This is a genomic window from Plantactinospora sp. DSM 117369, assembly GCF_053764795.1.
In genome coordinates this window covers 4,033,544-4,051,174 of record NZ_CM132446.1, presented here as the reverse complement: position 1 = coordinate 4,051,174, position 17,631 = coordinate 4,033,544, and the positions used below count along the sequence as shown (strand labels likewise).

Below are 17,631 nucleotides of genomic sequence, written 5' to 3'. Positions count from 1 at the left end.
GGCGGTCAACGGCTGCGCCGGGGGACGAAACCGAACTCCATCAGGTACTCCAGGGACTCCTCGGCGACCCGGTCGAAGTCGGCGAGGCCCACTCCGGCCGGCTCGCCGACCCCGATGGTGCCGCCGACCTGCCAACCCTCCCACTCGACGCTGACGTACCCGTCGAAGTTGATCTCCGCGAGCGCCTCGTACGTCTCCCGGAAGTCGACCAGCCCGCCGCCGAACCAGATGTGGTTGCAGTGCACGATCGTCGGCAGCCCCACCTCGTCCTTGATCTGCACGATGTCGATGTACGGGCCGAGTCGCTTGATCGCCTGCTTGACGTTCATGAACGGCTTCACCGCGACGTAGAACGCGCCGGTGTCCATCGTCATCCGCAGGTTGCTCGCGCCGACCTCGTCGAACATCCGCTCGATCAGCTCCACCCGGTTGAGGATGGTGCCCTGCAACAGTTCGATGCTGACGTTGAGCCCGAGCCCGGAGGCGTGTGCGGCCACCTCGGTGATCGCCTCCCGGCACTGCCGCCAGGCGTCCTTGCGGCTGAGCAGCACGTTCAGCGGCGGGTCGTAGTAGCCGTCGCCGATCAGCGTGCAGACCGACTTCGCGCCGAGTACGGCCGCCGCGTCCAGGGCCTTCTTGAACGACTCGATGCCGCGCTCCCGGTCGAACTCCCGGGGGCTGACGAACGTGGTGTGGTGGCCGAGGTAGCCGATGTCGATGCCGACCCGCTCCGCCGTGGCGCGCACGTCCAGGAGTTGCTGGTCGTACTCGGCCTTCGGCACCTCCAGCAGCTTCGCGAAGATGAAATCGACGCCGTCGTAGCCGTACTTGGCGGTCTGCTCCACGCACCAGGTCGCCGGCTTGTCCCCCCAGGAGTTCCAGGCCGGACCGGCCGCCTCCAGCCGGCCCCAGGGCATGTTCGGCCAGACCTCAAAACTGATCTTCACCGTTGGTCTCCCTTCGACAGGTGTGCGACGAGCTACAGATGCGGGACAGGGCTACAGGTGCGCCGACTAGCTACAGGTGCGGGACGAGGTCGGACATCCGGCGGGCCGCCTCGGTGTTGTGCTCGGCGGCGCCGGGCATGTTCGCGCTCATGAACACCTCCGGCGTCTCGCCATGGCGGATCTGGATGCCGAGCGCCTCGACGATGATCGCGTCGAGCAGGGCGAGACCGACCACACTGGACGACGGTCCGGCGGACGGCAGCCCGGGGCCCAGCTCGACGAGCGCGTCGCCGGGCGGGCAGTGGTTGTCGACGACCACGTCGGCGATGTCGTGCAGCCGTGGGCCGGGCCGGTCGATCGACGCGGCGTACCGCCGGGAGGTGATCGCGATCAGCGGCAGGCCGCGCGCCTTCGCCGCCTGCCCGACCTCGACGGGCAGCGGGTTCGCGCCCGAGTTGGACGCGATCAGCAGGACGTCACGGTCGCCGTCGAGCCGGTAACCCGACAGCACCGACTCGGCGTGGCCGTGCTCCCGTTCCAGCACGGTGCTGCGGACCGCACCCTCGTGCAGCATGTGCGCCGGCTTGAGGATCGGGCAGACCCGCACCGCGCCGCCGGCCCGGTAGAACGCCTCCTCCCCGAAGATGTGCGAATGGCCGCTGCCGAAGACGTAGCAGAGGCCCTTCGCGGTCCACGACCGGGCGACCAGCTCCGCGGCCCGGCGCACCGCCGGCAGTTCCTCGGCCAGGGCGCGGCCGAGGACCTGCTGGATGCGTGCCGCGTACCCGGTGGCGGTCACGTCCGACGGCGACCAGGTCGCGCGCCCGGCGGGCGCCGATCCGCTCACTGAACCTTTTTCAACCTCCCCTTGCGGTCCGCCGGACCTTAAGGCCGGATGTGGTGCGTGAGCGCCGCGCGGTTCAGGTTGAAAAAGGTTCACTTGACCGCTCCCGCCGTCAGCCCGCCGACGAAGTAGCGACCGGCGAAGAGGAACGGGACGATGGCCGGAATGACCGTGCAGACCGTACCGGCCATCAACAGCCCCCAGTTCACGGTGTACTGGCCCATGATCGCGCTCAGCCCGATGGGCAGGGTCTTGAGCTGGTCGCTGACGATGAGCTGCGAGGCGAACACGAACTCGGTCCAGGAGAAGACGAAGGCGTAGACGGCGACCGTGGAGATGCCCGGTGCGAGCAGCGGAAGGACGATCCGCAGCATCATCCGGACCGGACCGGCCCCGTCGACGGCGGCGGCCTCGTCGATGTCCCGGGGGATCGCGAAGAAGAAGCCGCGCAGCAGCCAGGTGCAGAACGGCGCGGTGAACGCGACGTTCACGATCACCAGCGCGTTCCTGGTGTCGATCAGCTCCACCGCGGCGAACGCCTGGTAGAGCGGCACCAGCAGCAGGGTCCCGGGAATCATGTACGCCACCAGGATCGCCCCGGCCAGCTTGTTGCCGCCCGGAATGCGCAGCCGGTAGAGCCCGTACGCCGCCGCGAACGACACCAGCACGGTGAACAGCGCGGTGGACAACGCGATCACGAAGCTGTTGGTGAGGTAGCTGGGATAGTCCGTCGCGGTGAAGAGCTGCCGGAAGTTCTCCAGCGTCGGATCCGTCGGGAACAGCGTCGGCGTCGTACGCAGGATCTCCTCGCGGTCCTTGAACGCCGAGATCGTGATCCAGTAGAGCGGCCCGAGCACGATGGCGGTGAGCACGACCCAGGTGACGAGGCGCGGCAGCCGCGCCCACGGCAGCCGGGACGTCACGGACAGCGGGGATGTCACAGGTCCTCCTTCGGCTTCGCGACGCGGATGTAGAAGAAGGCGACGGCGGCCAGCAGGATGATCGTGATGACGCTGACGGCGGCGGCATCGCTCGCCTGGAACTGGTTGAACGCCTTGTTGTAGATGAAGATCGGGGCAGTCGTGGTCGCGTCGGCGGGCCCGCCCTTGGTGACCAGGTAGATCGAGTCGACGATGTTGAACGACCAGAGCGAACCGACCAGCCCGAGCGCGAAGAGCACCGGCTGGAGCAGCGGGAACGTGATCCGCCAGAAGATCCGCCAGGCGTCGGCGCCGTCCACCCGGGCGGCCTCGTAGATCTCGCCGGGGATCGTCCGCAGCGCGCCGAAGATGACGACCGCGCCGAGCGGGAACCAGTGCCAGCTGTTCATCAGGATCAGCGCCGGCATCGCCAGGGCACTGTCGCCGAACGGGCTGCCCAGCCCGTCGATGCCGACCGCGGCACCGAGCTTCGGCACGATGCCGTAGTTGCTGTTGCTGAGCCACTGCCAGATCACCGCGACCGCGACGGTGGGGATCACCCAGGGGATGAGTACCCAGGTCCGGGAGGCCCGGGCCCAGCGCCCGGAGCGGCCGATCAGCAGCGCGGTGCCGAAGGCGATGATCGTCTGCACCAGGAGGTTGCCGGCCAGCCAGATCCCGGACCGCCCGACCGAGGCCCAGAACGCGCCGTCGGCGAACGCCTCGGTGTAGTTGTCGAGGCCGACGAAGGTCGAGCTGCTGCCGACCACCCCCTGGTCCTGGAGGCTGAGCAGCACGGTGTTCAGCAGCGGGTAGCCGATCACGCCGAGCATCACCAGCACCAGCGGCGCGACGAGGCCGTACCCGAGCAGGTGGGTGTGCCAGGGCCGGCGACGGCGGCGCGCCGTCGCCGGCTGCCCGGCGGCCCGGGTACCGGGGATGGCCTCCCCGGTACCCGGTACCGCGTTGCGGCTGCTCACTGAACCTCAACCTCCCCTTTCGGTTCGACGGCGCAGGGTCGGACGCGGTGCGTGAGCGCCGCGCGGTTCAGGTTGAAAAAGGTTCACTTGGCGACCGCCGCACGCATCTGCTCGTCACCCCACTTGACCGCCGCCTCCGGCGACTCGCCGCCGCTGTAGACCCGCTGCACGACCTGGGCCAGCACGTTCTGCCCGGAGATCTTGCCGACGGAGTCGACGTACTGGCCGTCGACGAAGCCGAACAGGGCGCCCGTCTTCGACTGTTCGAGCATGGCGTCGACGCAGCCCCGGTACTTCTGCACGACCTCGTTGCTGGTCCAGGACTCGGCTGTGGCACCGTCGGCGGTCAACGGCAGGAACAGGCCCGGCTCGGCGTTGAGCAGCGTGCCGTAGTTCTCCGGCTGGAGGACGTACTTCAGGAAAGCCTCGGCACCGGCGGCCTTGGCGTCGTCGCTGGACATCACCATCGCGGCGTTGGAGTAGTAGATGCTGCCCGGCTTGCCGCCGGAGTCGGCCACCGGGATCGGGGCGCAGCCCAGGTCGCTCGCGGGGCGCCCGGACTCCTGCTCGAACGGGGCCAGGTACTGCCCCTTCTCGATCGCCATCGCCGCCGCGCCGCTGTTGAACGCCGCCTGCGGCTCACCCCAGGAGTAGTTGCCGCTGTCCGACGGCGACTGCTTGAGCAGGTCCCGGTAGAGGGTGATTGCCCGGACGGTCTCCGGGGTGTTGAAGTTGACCTCACCGGAGGGGGTGAAGAAGTTGCCCGCGCCGCCGGTCAGCATCAGGCTGTAGAGCACCTGGTCGGTGGCGAGGTTCTTGCCGGCCGGCAACGCGATGCCCTTCTGGTTGCCGGTGGTGAGCTTCTGGGCGTCCGCCAGCAACTCGCTGGTGGTCTTCGGCGGTTCGGCGATGCCCGCCTTGGCCAACAGGTCCTTGCGGTACCAGAGCATCTGCACCATGCCGTAGAGCGGAACGGCCCAGTACTGGTCGTCGTCGCGGTAGGGGGCCTTGGCCGCCTCCTGGAAGGTGTGCGCCTTGTCGAGCTCCTCCACCAGCCGGGTGACCGGCCGGACCGCGCCGAGCGGGCGTACGTAGGTGGTGAAGTCCGGGATGGTGAAAAGGATGTCGGGCTGCGTCTTCGACTGCACCGCGCCCGAAATCTTCGTGTAGATCTGGTTCCAGTCCTGGACCTGCGCCTGGACCTTGTACTCCGGGTTGGTGGCGTTGTAGCCGTCGATCAACTTCTGGAACTCCGCGACCCGGTTCGGCGGCTGCTCCATGTGCCACAGGGTCAGGGTCTTGTCGTCGCCGGCTGGCCCACTCGAGCCGCCACAGGCGGCGACCGACAGGCCGGCCACCGCAACCACGGCCACGGCGGTCAGCCGCTTGAACTTCCCGTACCTCATGAGGTGGTACTCCTCTCACGGCCTTCAGGTGTTCCGCGAGCTTCCGGATCGTCACGACTCTTCGTGCGGCTGACGGCGACGCTGCGGACTAGACGGACCGAGCGGTGTTGGAATAATGTTCCGGACCATACCGAGGCGGTCTAGACCAGTCAAGAGCAAGGGAGCCCCCGGGTCTGGACCGGACCTGGCCGGGTACGGCCGCCAGCCGGAGATACGGGATGCTCACTTCATGTCAACGCCGAAACACGTCGCGATCACGAACGCTCTCCGCGAGCAGTGCCGGAACCTGCCGGTGGGGTCCCGGCTGCCCTCGGAGAAGGATCTCGCCGTGCGCTTCGAGGTCAGCCGGATGACGGTCCGGCAGGCACTCGACGCACTGGCCACCGACGGGCGGGTGGAACGCGTCCCCGGCCTCGGCACGTTCGTCCGCCGACCCACCGTGGCCATGGGGCCCCACCTGACCTCCTTCACCGAGGACATGCGCTCCCGGGGACTGCGGCCGAGCAGCCGTCTGGTGGCGATCGAGGAGGTCCCCGCCTCCCCCGAGGTCGCCCTCGACCTCGGGGTCGAGGTCGACAGCCCGGTCATCCGGCTGGAACGGCTGCGGTTCGCCGACGACGAGCCGATGTGCCTGGAGGACGCCCACCTCCCCGCCCGGTTCCAGCGCGTCCTTGAGGCCGCCGAACTGGAGGGGTCGCTGCACGAGGTGCTGGCGAAGGCGGGCGTCGTGATGGCGGCGGCCCGCCGCCGGGTGCGCGCGGTGCCCGCGCCGTCCCGCGACGCCCAACTGCTCGGCCTGCCAGAGCACGCCCCGGCGCTGGAGATCGTCGACGTCTTCTACGACCCCAACCGCCGGCCGGCGCAGCGCTCCCGGTCCCGCTACCGCCACGACCGCTACGAGGTCATGTCCGACCTGCACCGCCCCAGCACCGAACCGAAGGAGACCGACGCATGACGTGGACCGCCCACACCAGCCCCGACCTGCCCGAACCGGCCGGACCGTACAGTCACGTCGTCGACACCGGCACCCTGGTCTGGACGGCCGGCTTCGGACCGCAGGACCCGGCCACCGGCACCGTCCCGGAGGGCATCACCGCGCAGACCGCGCAGGTGCTCGACAACGTCGAGGGCGCGCTGCGCACCGTCGGGCTGGGCCTGCGCGACGTCGTGAAGGCCACCGTGCACCTGCAACACCTCGACCGCGACTTCGCCGCTTACAACGAGGTGTACGCCAACCGCTTCCGGCCGCCCTATCCGGTACGCACCACCGTCGGCAGCACGCTCGCCGGGATCCTGATCGAGGTCGACGTCGTGGCCGTACGGCGCGAACCGACGCCGGCGGGTTGACCGCGATGGGCGCCGTGCACCTGTTCGATTCCGTCTGGCTGGTCGGCAGCGGGAGCCACCCCGAGGCGCTCACCGACCCGCACGACTGCCACTGCTACTTGATCTGGGACGGCAGCGGCGGCGTCCTGGTCGACACCGGCACCGGACTGGGCGCCCGGGCGTGGCTGGCCGCCGTCGCCGAGGTCTGCGACCCGGCCGCCCTGAGCGGCGCCATCGTCACGCACTACCACGCCGACCACGCCGGTGGCGCCGCCGCGATCCGGGCCGCCGGGCTGCCCGTGCTGGCCAGCGCCGAGACGGCGGCGGCGCTGGCCACCGCCGACGAGTCGCGCACCTCGCTGGCGGCGGCCCGCGCCGTCGGGATCTACCCGCCCGACTACCGGCTCTCACCGGCCACAGTGGATCGGGTACTGGCCGGTGGCGACGTCGTCCGGGCCGGCGGCCTGGACGTCGAGATCCTCGACGCGCCCGGCCACTGCGACGGCCACCTCGTCGTACTGGTCCGCCGCGCCGGCCGGAGCATCCTGTTCAGCGGTGACTGCCTCTTCGCCGGCGGGCGGGTGAGTCTCCAGGCGCTCCCCGACTGCCGGCTCGACCGGTACGCCGAGACGGTCAGCGCATTGGCCGGGCGCGAGGTCGACGTACTGCTGCCCGGCCACGGCGAGCCGGTGCTGCGCGACGCCTGGGTGGACATCGGACGGGCGGCCGAGTCCTTCCGCCGGCTCGTCCCCCCGCCGAACGTCCTCACCTGACCGCCCGACCGGCAGGTGGGGCGGCCCGCACGGACAGGGCTTCGGTGCCGACCCGAGACCGTGCCGGGGTGCCGGAACGGCCACCGGATCCGATCCTGCGGCGCCACGGCCGACTCCGTGTCGGGGGGCGACCCTAGACTGCGACGCCATGGCGATGGTGAGTTTCGTCGACGAGACGACCGCGGGCGAGCGCAGCACCGCATGGCATCTGGAGATCTTCGAGGAACGCCTGCCGGTGCGGGAGGTGATCCGCCGCCGCGTCTTCCAGGAGGTCGCCGAGCACAACGCGAAGGGCGGCGACGTCTTCCGCGGGCTGGTGCAGCCGACCGGCACCGAGCGGACACTCAACGGATTCAAGCTCAGGCAGCCGCGCCGGATCGACCCGCAGGAACAGGCCGACCGCGCGCTGGAGGCGTTCTCCCGCAACGGTTTCATCGTCCTCGTCGACGACCGGCAGGTCGACGAGCTGGACGCGGTCGTGGAGTTGACCCGAGGCACCCGGATCACCTTCCTCAAGCTGGTACCGCTGGTGGGTGGCTGATGCCGACCCCGGTGCTCTTTCCCGAATACGGCGATCGGATGGCGGAGCTCGCCCGGCGCGGCGACGTCCAGGGCCTCGCCGACGAGGCCCTGGCCTACGCCGCCGTCTACACCGGTCACTGGGGTCACGAGAGCCGGCACGTGACCGACGCGCTCGGGCTCGTCGCACCCGAGCGCAAGCCCGAGCTGCTGATGGCGATCCTCGACCGGTGTTGCCGGGTCACCGAGACCGACCATCGCCGGGTCACCAACGAACTGTTGGAGATCCTGGTCAGGCCCTACAGCAAGACCTCGACACCGGATTCGGCCGCCGTCGCGCTCGGCTTCGCCGCCCGGCACACCGCCTACTTCGACGGCGAGGAGCTGCGGCAGATGGCCGAACTCCTGCTCGACGCCGGACGGCCGCTGCCACCGGAGGTCGTCGCCACGATGCGCCGCACCGTCGCGCACGGCTACTGGGGCTCGGCCGGCGCACTCAAGCCGTTGCTGGACAGGCTCGACACACCGGCATTGAGCCCGGGCGAGACGTGGGCCGACCGCGCCCTGGCCGATGTCGCGTCGCTCGATCCGGACGAGGCCCGTCGCTGGCACGAGCTGTTCCGGCACGCGGCCACCGCGACGAGCGCCAAACCGTCGCAGAAGTGGGAGACGGCCGCCCGCAGGCTGCTCGACGAGCTGCCCGAGCCGGGTGACCGGCTGCGGAGCTGGCTCGCCCTGGTCGGGCAGCCGCGCACCATCCGGCTCAACCGCACACGCTGGGAGCACGACGTCAACGAGGCCTTCGACCAGTTCAACACCACACCGCTGCGCGGACTGGTCTGGATGACCTCCTTCCTGCCCGGCCACCCCGAGACCCCACGGACGCTCGGCGCGCTCGTCGAGACGGCGCTGCGCAAGGTCGCCGGGCTCGGCCCGCGCAGCCCCAAGATCGCCAACGCCGCCGTGTACGCGTTGTCGCGGGTGCCGACCGAGGAGGCGCTCGCCCAGATCGCCCGGCTCGCCGCCCGGGTCACGTTCAAGGGCACGCTCAAGGAGCTGAACGCGGCCCTCGACGCCCGAGCGGCGGCGCTGGGCCTGACCCGGGACGAGGTCGAGGAACTCGCCGTACCGGCGTACGGGCTGACCGAGGTGGGCCGGCGGGTCGAACACTTCGGCGACGCGTCAGCGACGCTGGACGCCACCTCCGGAACGGTCACTGTCACCTGGCGCAACAGCACCGGGAAGATCGTCAAGTCGATCCCGGCCTCGGTGCGGTCCGCCCACCCCGAGCAACTCGCCGACTTCAAGGCTGCCGTGAAGGACGTCGAGAAGATGCTCTCGGCCCAGACGGAACGCCTCGACCGCCAGTTCCTCGCCCAGCGGGTCTGGCCGTTCGACGCCTGGCGCGCCCGCTACCTCGACCACCCCCTGCTCGGTACGCTGGCCCGCCGGCTGATCTGGCTCGTCGACGACGTGCCCTGCGCCTTCGCTGACGGTGCTCTGCATACCCACGAGGAGAAGGAGATCACGGCCGGCGAGACGGTCCGGCTGTGGCACCCGATCGGCCGCGAGGTGGCCGAGGTGCTCGCCTGGCGCGCATGGCTGGAGGCCAAGCAGGTGACCCAGCCGTTCAAGCAGGCACACCGCGAGGTCTACCTGCTGACCGCAGCCGAGGAGAACACCCGGGTCTATTCCAACCGGTACGCGGCGCACGTCCTGCGCCAGCACCAGTTCCACGCCCTGACCGCGGCTCGGGGATGGCGCAACAAGCTGCGGATGATGGTCGACGACGCCTACGAGCCGGCCACCCGCGAGCTGCCGCAGTGGGGACTGCGCGCGGAGTTCTGGATCGAGGGCATCGGCGACGACTGGGAGGTCGACACCACCGAGTCGGGGGCATACCTGCGGATCGCCACCGACCAGGTCCGGTTCTATCCGATCGGCGCGCCCGAGCACTACGCGCACGCCGGTGGCGGCGGCTACGAGCAGTGGGTGTCCCAGGACGCGCAGCCGACCGACCCGGTGCCGCTGGCCGAGATCCCGCCGCTGGTGCTCAGCGAGGTGCTGCGCGACGTCGACCTCTTCGTCGGCGTCGCCAGCGTCGGCAACGACCCCACCTGGCAGGACGGTGGTCCCGGAGGGCGGTTCCGCGAGTACTGGGCGTCCTACAGCTTCGGCGAGCTCAGCGGCACCGCGCAGACCCGCCGGGAGATGCTCGAACGCCTCGTCCCCCGGCTGGCCATCGCCGACCGGGCGAAGGTCGAGGGCCGTTTCCTCGTGGTCCGGGGCGACCTGCGCACCTACAAGATCCACCTGGGTTCGGGCAATATCCTGATGAGCCCGAACGACCAATACCTCTGCATCGTGCCGAAGCAGACGGCCAGCTCCTCGACCGGCGACGTCTTCCTCCCGTTCGAGGGCGACCGGGTGCTCGCCGTCATCCTCAGCAAGGCGCTCATGCTGGCGAAGGACACCCAGATCACCGACCGCACGATCACCCAGCAACTGCGGGGCTGACCCGGCCAGCAGCGATCCGCACGGCGGAACCGCTCCCCTTGCTGGCCGAGCTGGTGTCGGGACGCCGCTGGCAGGCCGCGGTACGCAGGTCGGGTCACCGCCACCGGCCTCGGACCGATCCCAGGCCGGCGTCCCGGCGGCGGCCCGACCGCATCGGGGTGGACCCGGTCGCGCCGGACGGTGACGCGCTGGCGCCCCTCGACCTTCAGGGCAGGGAGTTGGGCCGACCACGCCGGGCCGTGCCCGGCCTGATCGACATCGACCAGGCAGGGCCTTGATTCCGAGCCGTGACGCGCAAGCGACGACCTGGCCGCCTGCCAGGCGTCTACTTTCACCCTAAAACGCGCTTTTATCACCCTATTCTGATCTGGTGCCCGATCGGTTGGCGCCGGGTCCGAGACGGGGGATCAAGAGATTGAAGGAATCCGAGGGTGCGGACAAGGGCCCTATGGCAGGCAGCGGGTCGTTTGACTTCTTCGTGGTCAACGTCTCCAGCGAGACGCTGACCGGCAATGTCACCTGGACCGGCGGCAGCAGGTCCGAGAGCCTGGACGTGGACGGCCTGGCACCCGCCGCCATGTCCCGGCAACAGTCCATCTCGCCGCAGTCCGGCGTGAACGACTACTGGCAGTGGTCGGAGAAGGGCGACAAATACAAACTCAACGTGTACGACAAAGACCGCTACACCGCCGTGGTTATCAGCGACTACGGCATCGGCGTTCTGGTGACCAACACCAGCCCCGACACCTGGGCCTGGTGATATCGGAGGTGGCGAGTCGAGCTGGATGATCTGCTGGCACGGTCCGCGCACCGGTTCGGGCGTGCGGAGCCGCGCCAGCAGGCGCTCAGCCGACGGCAGAGCTGCGCCAGCCGGCGCTCAGCCAAGGAGCTACGGCGGCGCCGAGGACCACGGCTTTCAGCCGGCGCAGCAGCCGCCGGCGGCCTCCGTGCCGGGTGCGGCGGAGACCTCGACCAGGGGCAGGGGCGCGGCGATCAGGCCGCCCGAGATGCCGGTGGCGAGTCCGCGTGGGCTGCTGACCGGGGCGACGTCGGCGGTCGGGGTGCCGCAGCAGCCGCCCGCGCCGACGGTGTCGTCGTCGACGATCGGGTTGCTGTTGCAGACCCCGGTTTCCGGTAGGTCGAGTTGGACGTCCCGGGCCGCCCTCCAGTCCCCGGCGAGGGCGGCGACGACGGAGCGGGCCTGCTCGTAGCCGGTGGCCATCAGGAACGTCGGGGCGCGGCCGTAGCTCTTGACCCCGATCGCGTAGTAGCCCGGTTCCGGGTGGGCGAGTTCGTCGACGCCGTGTGGCGGCACCGTCCCACAGGAGTGCCGGTTGGGATCGATCAGCGGGGCGAGGGCCCGGGTGGAGCCCAGGATCGGGTCCAGGTCGAGACGTAGCTCGGTGCTGATCGAGTGGTCGGGCCGGAACCCGGTCGCCGAGACGATCCGGTGCACGGCGAGCGTACGGGTTCCGTCGGAGACCTCGACCCGCCCGTCGGGCGTCGGGACGAGCCGGTGCACGGAGAATCCGGTGACCAGTTCGATCCGGCCCGCTTCGACATGCTCACGCAGCCGGGTGCCGAGGGCGCCGCGCGCCGGCAGGGCGTCGGCGCTCTCCCCGCCGTAGCTGCGGGCCGGGCTACCGGCCCGGATCGCCCAGCCGACCCTCGTCCCGGCGGCCCGTGTGGCGAGGTCGGCGAGGGCGAGCAGGGTGTTCGCGGCGGAGTGGCCGGCGCCGACGACGAGGGTGTGCCGGCCGGCGAACCGGTCCCGGTCGACACCCAGGACGTCGGGTAGGGCGTGTTCGATGAACGCGGCCGCATCGGTCTCGCCGTGCGCGGGGATGCCGGAGGCGCCGAGGACGTTCGGCGTCGCCCAGGTGCCGGTGGCGTCGACGACCGCCCGGGCGAGCAGGTCCTCGCCGGAGCCGAGCCGGATCAGGATCGGCGCACCCTCCCGGCCGGCGGAGCGGAGCCGGTCCACGCCGAGCCGGGTCACCGCGGTGACCCGGGATCGGTACCGGATGTTCGGCTTGAGCCCGGGAAGGTCCGCCAGCGGCTGGAGGTATTCGGTGACGAGCTGTGCGCCGGTCGGCAGGATCTCGGGATCGGGTTCGACCCAGCCGGCGTCGCGCAGCATCCGGGCGGCAGCCTGGTCGATGTTGTACCGCCAGGGCGAGAAGAGCCGTACGTGCCCCCACTGGGTGACGGCCGCGGCAGGGCCGTCACCGGCCTCGAGAACGGTGAACGGCAGTCCGCGCTCGTGCAGGTGGGCGGCGGCGGCCAGGCCGACGGGCCCGGCGCCGAGCACCGCTACCGGCAGATGTTCCAGTCGGTCACCCATCACAACTCCCTATCTTGAGAATGCTCGAAATAGCAGGTCGGGGCCTGCCTTCGCCCGATCTGGGTTGGTTGACGCGACTCCGCCACCCACCTTCGCCACCCGCACTCCTCGTAGCGGCGGCGGGCGCGCTGGTCGGCGGTGGTGACCTCGGCGCAGCCGTCACAGAACCGGACTTCCGTCTCCGGGGAGCGGCGGCGGAACAGGTGGAGCATCGGCGTCTCCCCGCGACGGAGCTGTCTTGACGTTCTTCGAATCAGAGATTTGCACGCTGATTCGATACCTGTCAACCTAGACGTATGTCGAAGCAGTCGCTGGCGCTCAGCCTGACCGACCTCAACACCGGGGTGCCGTGCTGCCCGCCGATAACCGAACAGCGGATTCCGGCGGAGACCGCCAGCGCACTCGCCCCGGCCTTCAAGGCGCTCGGCGATCCGGTGCGCCTCCAACTGATGTCGATGATCGCCTCGGCACCGGCCGGGGAGACCTGCGTCTGCGATCTCACCCCGGCGTTCGACCTGTCCGGGCCGACGATCTCCCACCACCTCAAGACGCTGCGGGAGGCCGGCCTCGTCGACGCCGAGCGTCGGGGCACCTGGGTCTACTACCGCGCCCGGCCGGGCATCATGCGCCAGCTCGCCAGCCTCCTCGGAGTCGGGAGCCCGGCGAACGCCTGAACGGGCACCCCGGCCGTCGCTGGAGTTGGCCAGTGCCGCCTGGTACATCCGATGTTCACCTGAGCTTGCTGGACGAGGGATGGCCTCGGATGGTTACATCAGGGCGTGCTGATATCAGACGCGCCTGATGTGATCAAACTTCTGGCCGACCCACTCCGGGCGCAGATCGTCGACCTCCTCGCCCAGGGGCCGGCGTGCACCTGCCACCTGGTCGCCGACACCGGCGCGAAGCAGCCCAACGTCTCCGGGCACCTTCGGCAACTGCGCGACGCCGGCCTCGTCGTCGCCGAACCGCACGGCCGATTCACCTACTACCGGTTGCTGCCCGACGCCCTGGAAGCCGCCGCCGTCCAGCTCACCGACCTCGCCGCCCGGGCCCGGGCCAACGCCGGATCGCGCCGGGAGTGCTGATGGCCACCATCACCGGCACCACCGAACCGGCACCCGCGGTTGTCGCCCGGCTGTCCCGTCTCGACCGCTTCCTGCCACTGTGGATCGGCCTGGCGATGGTCGCCGGGCTGCTGCTCGGTCGGGCGATCCCCGGATTCGACACCACGCTGGAAGCGGTCGAGATCGGCGGCATCTCCCTACCGATCGCCATCGGGCTGCTGGTCATGATGTACCCGGTGCTGGCGAAGGTCCGCTACGACCGGCTCGACACCGTCACCGGCGACCGCCGCCTGCTGATCTCCTCCCTCGTGCTGAACTGGCTGGTCGGCCCGGCGGTCATGTTCGCCCTGGCCTGGATCTTCCTGGCCGACCACGCCGAGTACCGCACCGGCCTGATCATCGTCGGCCTGGCCCGGTGCATCGCCATGGTGATCATCTGGAACGACCTCGCCTGTGGCGACCGGGAGGCCGCCGCCGTCCTCGTCGCCCTCAACTCCGTCTTCCAGGTCCTCGCCTTCGGCATTCTCGGCTGGTTCTACCTGTCGGTGCTGCCGGACTGGCTCGGCCTGTCCGGAGCGGCGTTGCAGGTCTCCGGCTGGGACATCGCCGGCAATGTACTGATCTTCCTCGGCATCCCGCTGCTCGCCGGATACCTCACCCGCCGCGTCGGTGAGCGCCGCAGGGGCCGCGTCTGGTACGAGGACACGTTCCTGCCGAGGATCGGTCCGATCGCCCTGTACGGACTGCTGTTCACCATCGTCATCCTGTTCGCGCTGCAAGGTGCAGCGATCACCAGCCAGCCGTGGGACGTCGCGCTGATCGCGGTGCCGTTGCTGGCCTACTTCGCGGTCATGTGGGCCGGCTCCTACGCCCTCGGCCGGGCGATCGGGCTCGGCTACGAACGGACGACGACGCTGGCGTTCACCGCCGCCGGCAACAACTTCGAACTGGCCATCGCCGTGGCGATCGGCACCTTCGGCGTCACCAGCGGCCAGGCCCTCGCCGGCGTGGTCGGACCGCTGATCGAGGTACCCGTCCTCGTCGCGCTGGTCTACGTCAGTCTCGCCCTGCGACGGCGGCTGTTCCGCACCGCCCCGGGAAGCCCGTCGTGAGCTGCTCACCCCGAGCCGCCGACGACGCCGTGCCGGATCAGGCGCACGGCGTCCGGCTGACGAGGGCCGACAACCAGCCCTGGCCCGGGCCGTTCGGCCGGCACGTCAACCAGCCCTACCGGCCCCGGTTCCGCAGCTCGCTGCTCGACCGGCGGCTGCCCGGGCTGCCTGAACGCGTCACCGCCGCCCGGGACACCGGCCCAGCCGGCAGCGGAATGCCTCCGGCGCGCCCGCCCCGCCCAACCTCGAAGGAAGCGATCATGTCCGACAAGCCCAGCGTCCTGTTCGTCTGCGTGCACAACGCCGGCCGTTCCCAGATGGCCGCCGGCTGGCTACGCCACCTCGCCGGCGACACCGTCGAGGTACGGTCCGCCGGCTCGGCACCCGCCGACCGGGTCAACCCCGCCGCCGCCGAGGTGATGCGCGAGGTCGGCATCGACATCACCACCCAGGTCCCGAAGCTGCTGGACTGGGAGACGGCCGAGACCTCCGACGTGATCATCACCATGGGCTGCGGCGACGCCTGCCCCGTCTTCCCCGGCAAGCGTTACGAGGACTGGCAGCTCGACGACCCTGCCGGCCAGGGCGTCGATGCGGTCCGGCCGATCCGCGACGAGATCCGCACCCGGGTGGAGAAGCTGCTGGCGGAGCTGGCGGCGGGCCGGTCCGCGGGGTGAGGCACCGCTGATCCAAGCGAGCCGGGCGTGTTCGGCAACAGGTACCGGAGTCCGACCGGTCACCGCTGCTCGGAACGGGAACGGATCAGCCGGGCTTGATCTGGGCGAGCTGCACCAGGAGCTGGACGAGCCGGTACGCCTCGGCCATGTCACGACCGGTGAAGGCGAGCGTGCGGGCGCCGGCCGCCCGGGTGACGCCGGGCACCAGGGTGGCGAGGTCGACGGTGTACGGACCGTACAGGTCGAGCTCGATCCGTACCGGAGTGGGGGTCGCGACGGGGCGGACCTGCCGGCGTCCCCGGACCGCCTCGGCGGCGCCCAGGCGAATCCGGTCCCGGGCCTCCCGGGGGTGCAGTGTCTCCGCCGCCGCCTGGCCGAGCGCCTGCTTGACCTCGACGGTCACCGCCTCCGGCACCAGGTCCCGAAGCTCGGCGCAGGCCGCGTCGTCCCCGCTGAGCAGCACCACCGGTACTCCGTAGTGACCGGCCACGGCAGCGTTGAGCCCGATCTCCCCCACTGACCTCCCGTCGAGCCGCAGGTCGAGTACGGCGTCGCTGATCGTGTGCGCCAGCACGGCCGGCCCGGCACCGGCGCGGGCGTGGTACCCGACGAAGAGCAGCGCCTCCGCCCCGGCTTCGAGCCCGGCCACCATGCCCAGCGGGCGGGGCCTGCCCCGGATCAGCCGGGCGCGCCGGTCGATGTCCTCGGGCAGCAGGTTGCGGAACGGGCCGTGCGAGTCCGCGACGGAGACCTCGGCGTCGGGCTCGGCGTCCAGCACCCCGGCAATCGCCGCGTTCACCTCGGCCGTCATCAGCGCCCGTCCGCGTTCGTAGTCGTAGCCGCCCGGATTCGTCTCGGTGGGGTGCACGATCCCGGAGACGCCCTCCAGATCGGCGGAGATCAACACCTTGGGCCGATTCGTCGTGTCCGGGTACGTACCGGGCGGCCATCTCCAGGCCGGGGATGTGCGGTAGGCGGCTCGGTACGAGACTGTGCTGCGGGGCGAGGGCGGCGGCCCGGTGGATGCCCCTGCCGTTCCGTCGATCGTCCGTCCGAGGCGTTCCCCTGCCGGCCCGGCCGGCACCGCCACGGCAGCCACCCCGACAGCAGCCCTGGCCGCGCGCGGGCGATGCCGTCCGCTTCGTAGAGTCTTCGCAGTCGGCGGGGAGTACGGGGAGGCGGGCATGTTCGACGACACCGGGCTGCTGCGACCGCAGGAGGAGCAGGCGTACCGGCTGCTGCTGCGCCTCTCCGCGGCCCGACCCGCCGACCTCGCCAGGCTGGTCGACGTACCACTCGACGAGGCCGGCGCGGTGTTGGAGGGCCTGCGGAGCAAGGGGCTGGCCATGGCACGCCCCGGGCCGGACCCGGTCTTCGAGCCGCTGCCGCCGGACGTCGCGCTGGGCAACACCCTGCTGCGCCGGCAGGAGTCGCTGGAGAACGCCCGGCAGGCGGTGGCCGCGCTGACCGAGGAGTACCGGACCAGCGCCCGGCGCCGCAACGCCGACCATCTGGTGGAGGTGGTGGTCGGCGCGGGTGCGTTGCGTGACCGGCTGCGCGACCTGCAGGACTCGGCCCGTGAGGAGATCCTCTGGTTCTGCCGGGCCAACCCGCTGGCCATGTCCGGCTCGGAGAACGCCGAGGAGTCCGGGGCGCTGGCCCGTGGGGTCCGCTACCGGGCGATCTACGAACGGGCGCTACTGGAGTCACCCGGCGAACTGGAGAGCATCGCGGAGAGTGTCCGCGCCGGGGAGGAGGCGCGTACCCTGCCGACGTTGCCGGTCCGGATCGCCATCGCCGACCGGTCGACCGCGATCTGCCCGCTGGTACCGGACGACGAGCGCGACGTCGGGGAGCCGACCGCCGCACTTATCCGGCGCAGTGAGCTGCTGGACGCGCTGCTGGCGCTCTTCGAGAGCCACTGGGACCGGGCGACCCCGATCCGCTGGGACGCCGATCGCGGCGGACTGGCCGACGCGGCCCCCGACGATGCGCTGGACGACGGCGAGCGGTTCCTGCTGTCGCTGTTCGTGGCCGGCTTTCCCGACAAGTCGATCGCGTCGCAGCTCGGCGTCAGCCGGCGGACCGTGCAGCGTCGGCTGGAGCGGTTGATGGCGCTGGCCGGGGTGGACACCCGCACCGGGCTGGCCTTCCAGGCCGCCCGCCGGGGCTGGCTCTGACGGAGCGGACGGCACCCTTGGT

At 70.8% G+C, this 17,631-nt stretch carries 19 protein-coding genes; 11 read left to right on the top strand and 8 right to left on the bottom strand.

Annotation, left to right across the window (positions count from 1 at the left end):
• Nucleotides 1–5: 5 nt before the first annotated feature.
• The 5 genes from ACSMXO_RS17625 to ACSMXO_RS17605 all read right to left on the bottom strand — a co-directional run bounded on the left by ACSMXO_RS17625 (nucleotide 6) and on the right by ACSMXO_RS17605 (nucleotide 5,097).
• Complete coding sequence (locus ACSMXO_RS17625) at nucleotides 6–947, bottom strand: sugar phosphate isomerase/epimerase family protein (RefSeq protein ID WP_346260233.1); 942 nt, start codon at nucleotides 945–947, stop codon at nucleotides 6–8.
• 70 nt (nucleotides 948–1,017) lie between these two features.
• Complete coding sequence (locus ACSMXO_RS17620) at nucleotides 1,018–1,794, bottom strand: sugar isomerase domain-containing protein (RefSeq protein WP_455418587.1); 777 nt, start codon at nucleotides 1,792–1,794, stop codon at nucleotides 1,018–1,020.
• Nucleotides 1,795–1,883: 89 nt separating this feature from the next.
• Nucleotides 1,884–2,732 (bottom strand): carbohydrate ABC transporter permease, encoded by an 849-nt coding sequence (locus tag ACSMXO_RS17615; RefSeq protein ID WP_346260231.1) that lies wholly within the window; start codon nucleotides 2,730–2,732, stop codon nucleotides 1,884–1,886.
• A complete protein-coding gene (locus ACSMXO_RS17610; protein ID WP_346260230.1) occupies nucleotides 2,729–3,691 on the bottom strand; it encodes a carbohydrate ABC transporter permease in 963 nt (320 codons plus the stop codon). Before ACSMXO_RS17610 ends, ACSMXO_RS17615 begins: the two co-directional genes overlap by 4 nt.
• Nucleotides 3,692–3,774: 83 nt before the next feature.
• Nucleotides 3,775–5,097 (bottom strand): ABC transporter substrate-binding protein, encoded by a 1,323-nt coding sequence (locus tag ACSMXO_RS17605; RefSeq protein ID WP_455418586.1) that lies wholly within the window; start codon nucleotides 5,095–5,097, stop codon nucleotides 3,775–3,777.
• Between the two features lie 229 nt (nucleotides 5,098–5,326).
• On the opposite strand from ACSMXO_RS17605, the gene ACSMXO_RS17600 reads away from it, so the two are divergent.
• The 6 genes from ACSMXO_RS17600 (at nucleotide 5,327) to ACSMXO_RS17575 (ending at nucleotide 10,992) form a co-directional block, all read left to right on the top strand.
• Nucleotides 5,327–6,052 carry a GntR family transcriptional regulator gene (locus ACSMXO_RS17600; RefSeq protein ID WP_455418585.1) on the top strand — a complete coding sequence of 242 codons (726 nt, stop codon included), beginning with the start codon at nucleotides 5,327–5,329 and terminating at the stop codon, nucleotides 6,050–6,052.
• Entirely contained in the window at nucleotides 6,049–6,444 is a 396-nt protein-coding gene (locus ACSMXO_RS17595) for a RidA family protein (RefSeq protein ID WP_346260227.1), read from the top strand. Before ACSMXO_RS17600 ends, ACSMXO_RS17595 begins: the two co-directional genes overlap by 4 nt.
• 5 nt (nucleotides 6,445–6,449) lie before the next feature.
• Nucleotides 6,450–7,196 carry an MBL fold metallo-hydrolase gene (locus ACSMXO_RS17590; protein ID WP_346260226.1) on the top strand — a complete coding sequence of 249 codons (747 nt, stop codon included), beginning with the start codon at nucleotides 6,450–6,452 and terminating at the stop codon, nucleotides 7,194–7,196.
• Between the two features lie 148 nt (nucleotides 7,197–7,344).
• Nucleotides 7,345–7,737 carry a hypothetical protein gene (locus tag ACSMXO_RS17585; RefSeq protein WP_455418584.1) on the top strand — a complete coding sequence of 131 codons (393 nt, stop codon included), beginning with the start codon at nucleotides 7,345–7,347 and terminating at the stop codon, nucleotides 7,735–7,737.
• The gene (locus ACSMXO_RS17580; RefSeq protein ID WP_455418583.1) at nucleotides 7,737–10,232 is read left to right on the top strand and encodes a DUF4132 domain-containing protein; all 2,496 of its coding nucleotides are present in this window, start codon (nucleotides 7,737–7,739) and stop codon (nucleotides 10,230–10,232) included. Before ACSMXO_RS17585 ends, ACSMXO_RS17580 begins: the two co-directional genes overlap by 1 nt.
• A 415-nt stretch (nucleotides 10,233–10,647) precedes the next feature.
• Nucleotides 10,648–10,992, top strand: coding sequence for a hypothetical protein (locus ACSMXO_RS17575; RefSeq protein ID WP_346260223.1), 345 nt, complete (start codon nucleotides 10,648–10,650; stop codon nucleotides 10,990–10,992).
• 156 nt (nucleotides 10,993–11,148) lie between these two features.
• On the opposite strand, the gene ACSMXO_RS17570 is transcribed toward ACSMXO_RS17575, so the two are convergent.
• Both ACSMXO_RS17570 and ACSMXO_RS17565 read right to left on the bottom strand, forming a co-directional pair.
• The gene (locus ACSMXO_RS17570) at nucleotides 11,149–12,576 is read right to left on the bottom strand and encodes an FAD-dependent oxidoreductase (protein ID WP_455418582.1); all 1,428 of its coding nucleotides are present in this window, start codon (nucleotides 12,574–12,576) and stop codon (nucleotides 11,149–11,151) included.
• The gene (locus ACSMXO_RS17565) at nucleotides 12,576–12,788 is read right to left on the bottom strand and encodes a hypothetical protein (protein ID WP_346260221.1); all 213 of its coding nucleotides are present in this window, start codon (nucleotides 12,786–12,788) and stop codon (nucleotides 12,576–12,578) included. Before ACSMXO_RS17565 ends, ACSMXO_RS17570 begins: the two co-directional genes overlap by 1 nt.
• Nucleotides 12,789–12,872: 84 nt before the next feature.
• Here ACSMXO_RS17565 and ACSMXO_RS17560 point away from each other — a divergent pair, with 84 nt between their 5' ends.
• From ACSMXO_RS17560 to ACSMXO_RS17545, 4 genes are all read left to right on the top strand, one after another.
• Nucleotides 12,873–13,250 (top strand): ArsR/SmtB family transcription factor, encoded by a 378-nt coding sequence (locus ACSMXO_RS17560; RefSeq protein WP_455418581.1) that lies wholly within the window; start codon nucleotides 12,873–12,875, stop codon nucleotides 13,248–13,250.
• 105 nt (nucleotides 13,251–13,355) lie between these two features.
• Nucleotides 13,356–13,661 carry an ArsR/SmtB family transcription factor gene (locus tag ACSMXO_RS17555; RefSeq protein ID WP_346260219.1) on the top strand — a complete coding sequence of 102 codons (306 nt, stop codon included), beginning with the start codon at nucleotides 13,356–13,358 and terminating at the stop codon, nucleotides 13,659–13,661.
• The gene (gene arsB, locus ACSMXO_RS17550) at nucleotides 13,661–14,752 is read left to right on the top strand and encodes an ACR3 family arsenite efflux transporter (RefSeq protein WP_455418580.1); all 1,092 of its coding nucleotides are present in this window, start codon (nucleotides 13,661–13,663) and stop codon (nucleotides 14,750–14,752) included. The genes ACSMXO_RS17555 and arsB overlap by 1 nt, the downstream gene beginning before the upstream one ends.
• A 260-nt stretch (nucleotides 14,753–15,012) precedes the next feature.
• The gene (locus ACSMXO_RS17545) at nucleotides 15,013–15,429 is read left to right on the top strand and encodes an arsenate reductase ArsC (protein ID WP_455419254.1); all 417 of its coding nucleotides are present in this window, start codon (nucleotides 15,013–15,015) and stop codon (nucleotides 15,427–15,429) included.
• Between the two features lie 85 nt (nucleotides 15,430–15,514).
• Here ACSMXO_RS17545 and ACSMXO_RS17540 read toward each other — a convergent pair whose 3' ends face one another.
• On the bottom strand, nucleotides 15,515–16,336 hold the full coding sequence (locus tag ACSMXO_RS17540) for a M55 family metallopeptidase (protein WP_455418579.1): 822 nt from the start codon (nucleotides 16,334–16,336) through the stop codon (nucleotides 15,515–15,517).
• A 277-nt stretch (nucleotides 16,337–16,613) separates the two neighbouring features.
• Between ACSMXO_RS17540 and ACSMXO_RS17535 the strand changes: the two genes are divergently transcribed.
• Nucleotides 16,614–17,609 (top strand): helix-turn-helix domain-containing protein, encoded by a 996-nt coding sequence (locus ACSMXO_RS17535; RefSeq protein WP_346260216.1) that lies wholly within the window; start codon nucleotides 16,614–16,616, stop codon nucleotides 17,607–17,609.
• The last annotated feature ends 22 nt before the right edge of the window (nucleotides 17,610–17,631 follow it).

Bases quoted from the DNA above. Each gene is read 5' to 3' on its own strand.
- ACSMXO_RS17605 (WP_455418586.1), bottom strand. From the start codon at position 5,097: ATGAGGTACGGGAAGTTCAAGCGGCTGACCGCCGTGGCCGTGGTTGCG.
- ACSMXO_RS17600 (WP_455418585.1), top strand. From the start codon at position 5,327: ATGTCAACGCCGAAACACGTCGCGATCACGAACGCTCTCCGCGAGCAG.
- ACSMXO_RS17595 (WP_346260227.1), top strand. From the start codon at position 6,049: ATGACGTGGACCGCCCACACCAGCCCCGACCTGCCCGAACCGGCCGGA.
- ACSMXO_RS17590 (WP_346260226.1), top strand. From the start codon at position 6,450: ATGGGCGCCGTGCACCTGTTCGATTCCGTCTGGCTGGTCGGCAGCGGG.
- ACSMXO_RS17585 (WP_455418584.1), top strand. From the start codon at position 7,345: ATGGCGATGGTGAGTTTCGTCGACGAGACGACCGCGGGCGAGCGCAGC.
- ACSMXO_RS17580 (WP_455418583.1), top strand. From the start codon at position 7,737: ATGCCGACCCCGGTGCTCTTTCCCGAATACGGCGATCGGATGGCGGAG.
- ACSMXO_RS17570 (WP_455418582.1), bottom strand. From the start codon at position 12,576: ATGGGTGACCGACTGGAACATCTGCCGGTAGCGGTGCTCGGCGCCGGG.
- ACSMXO_RS17565 (WP_346260221.1), bottom strand. From the start codon at position 12,788: ATGCTCCACCTGTTCCGCCGCCGCTCCCCGGAGACGGAAGTCCGGTTC.
- ACSMXO_RS17560 (WP_455418581.1), top strand. From the start codon at position 12,873: ATGTCGAAGCAGTCGCTGGCGCTCAGCCTGACCGACCTCAACACCGGG.
- arsB (WP_455418580.1), top strand. From the start codon at position 13,661: ATGGCCACCATCACCGGCACCACCGAACCGGCACCCGCGGTTGTCGCC.
- ACSMXO_RS17545 (WP_455419254.1), top strand. From the start codon at position 15,013: ATGTCCGACAAGCCCAGCGTCCTGTTCGTCTGCGTGCACAACGCCGGC.
- ACSMXO_RS17535 (WP_346260216.1), top strand. From the start codon at position 16,614: ATGTTCGACGACACCGGGCTGCTGCGACCGCAGGAGGAGCAGGCGTAC.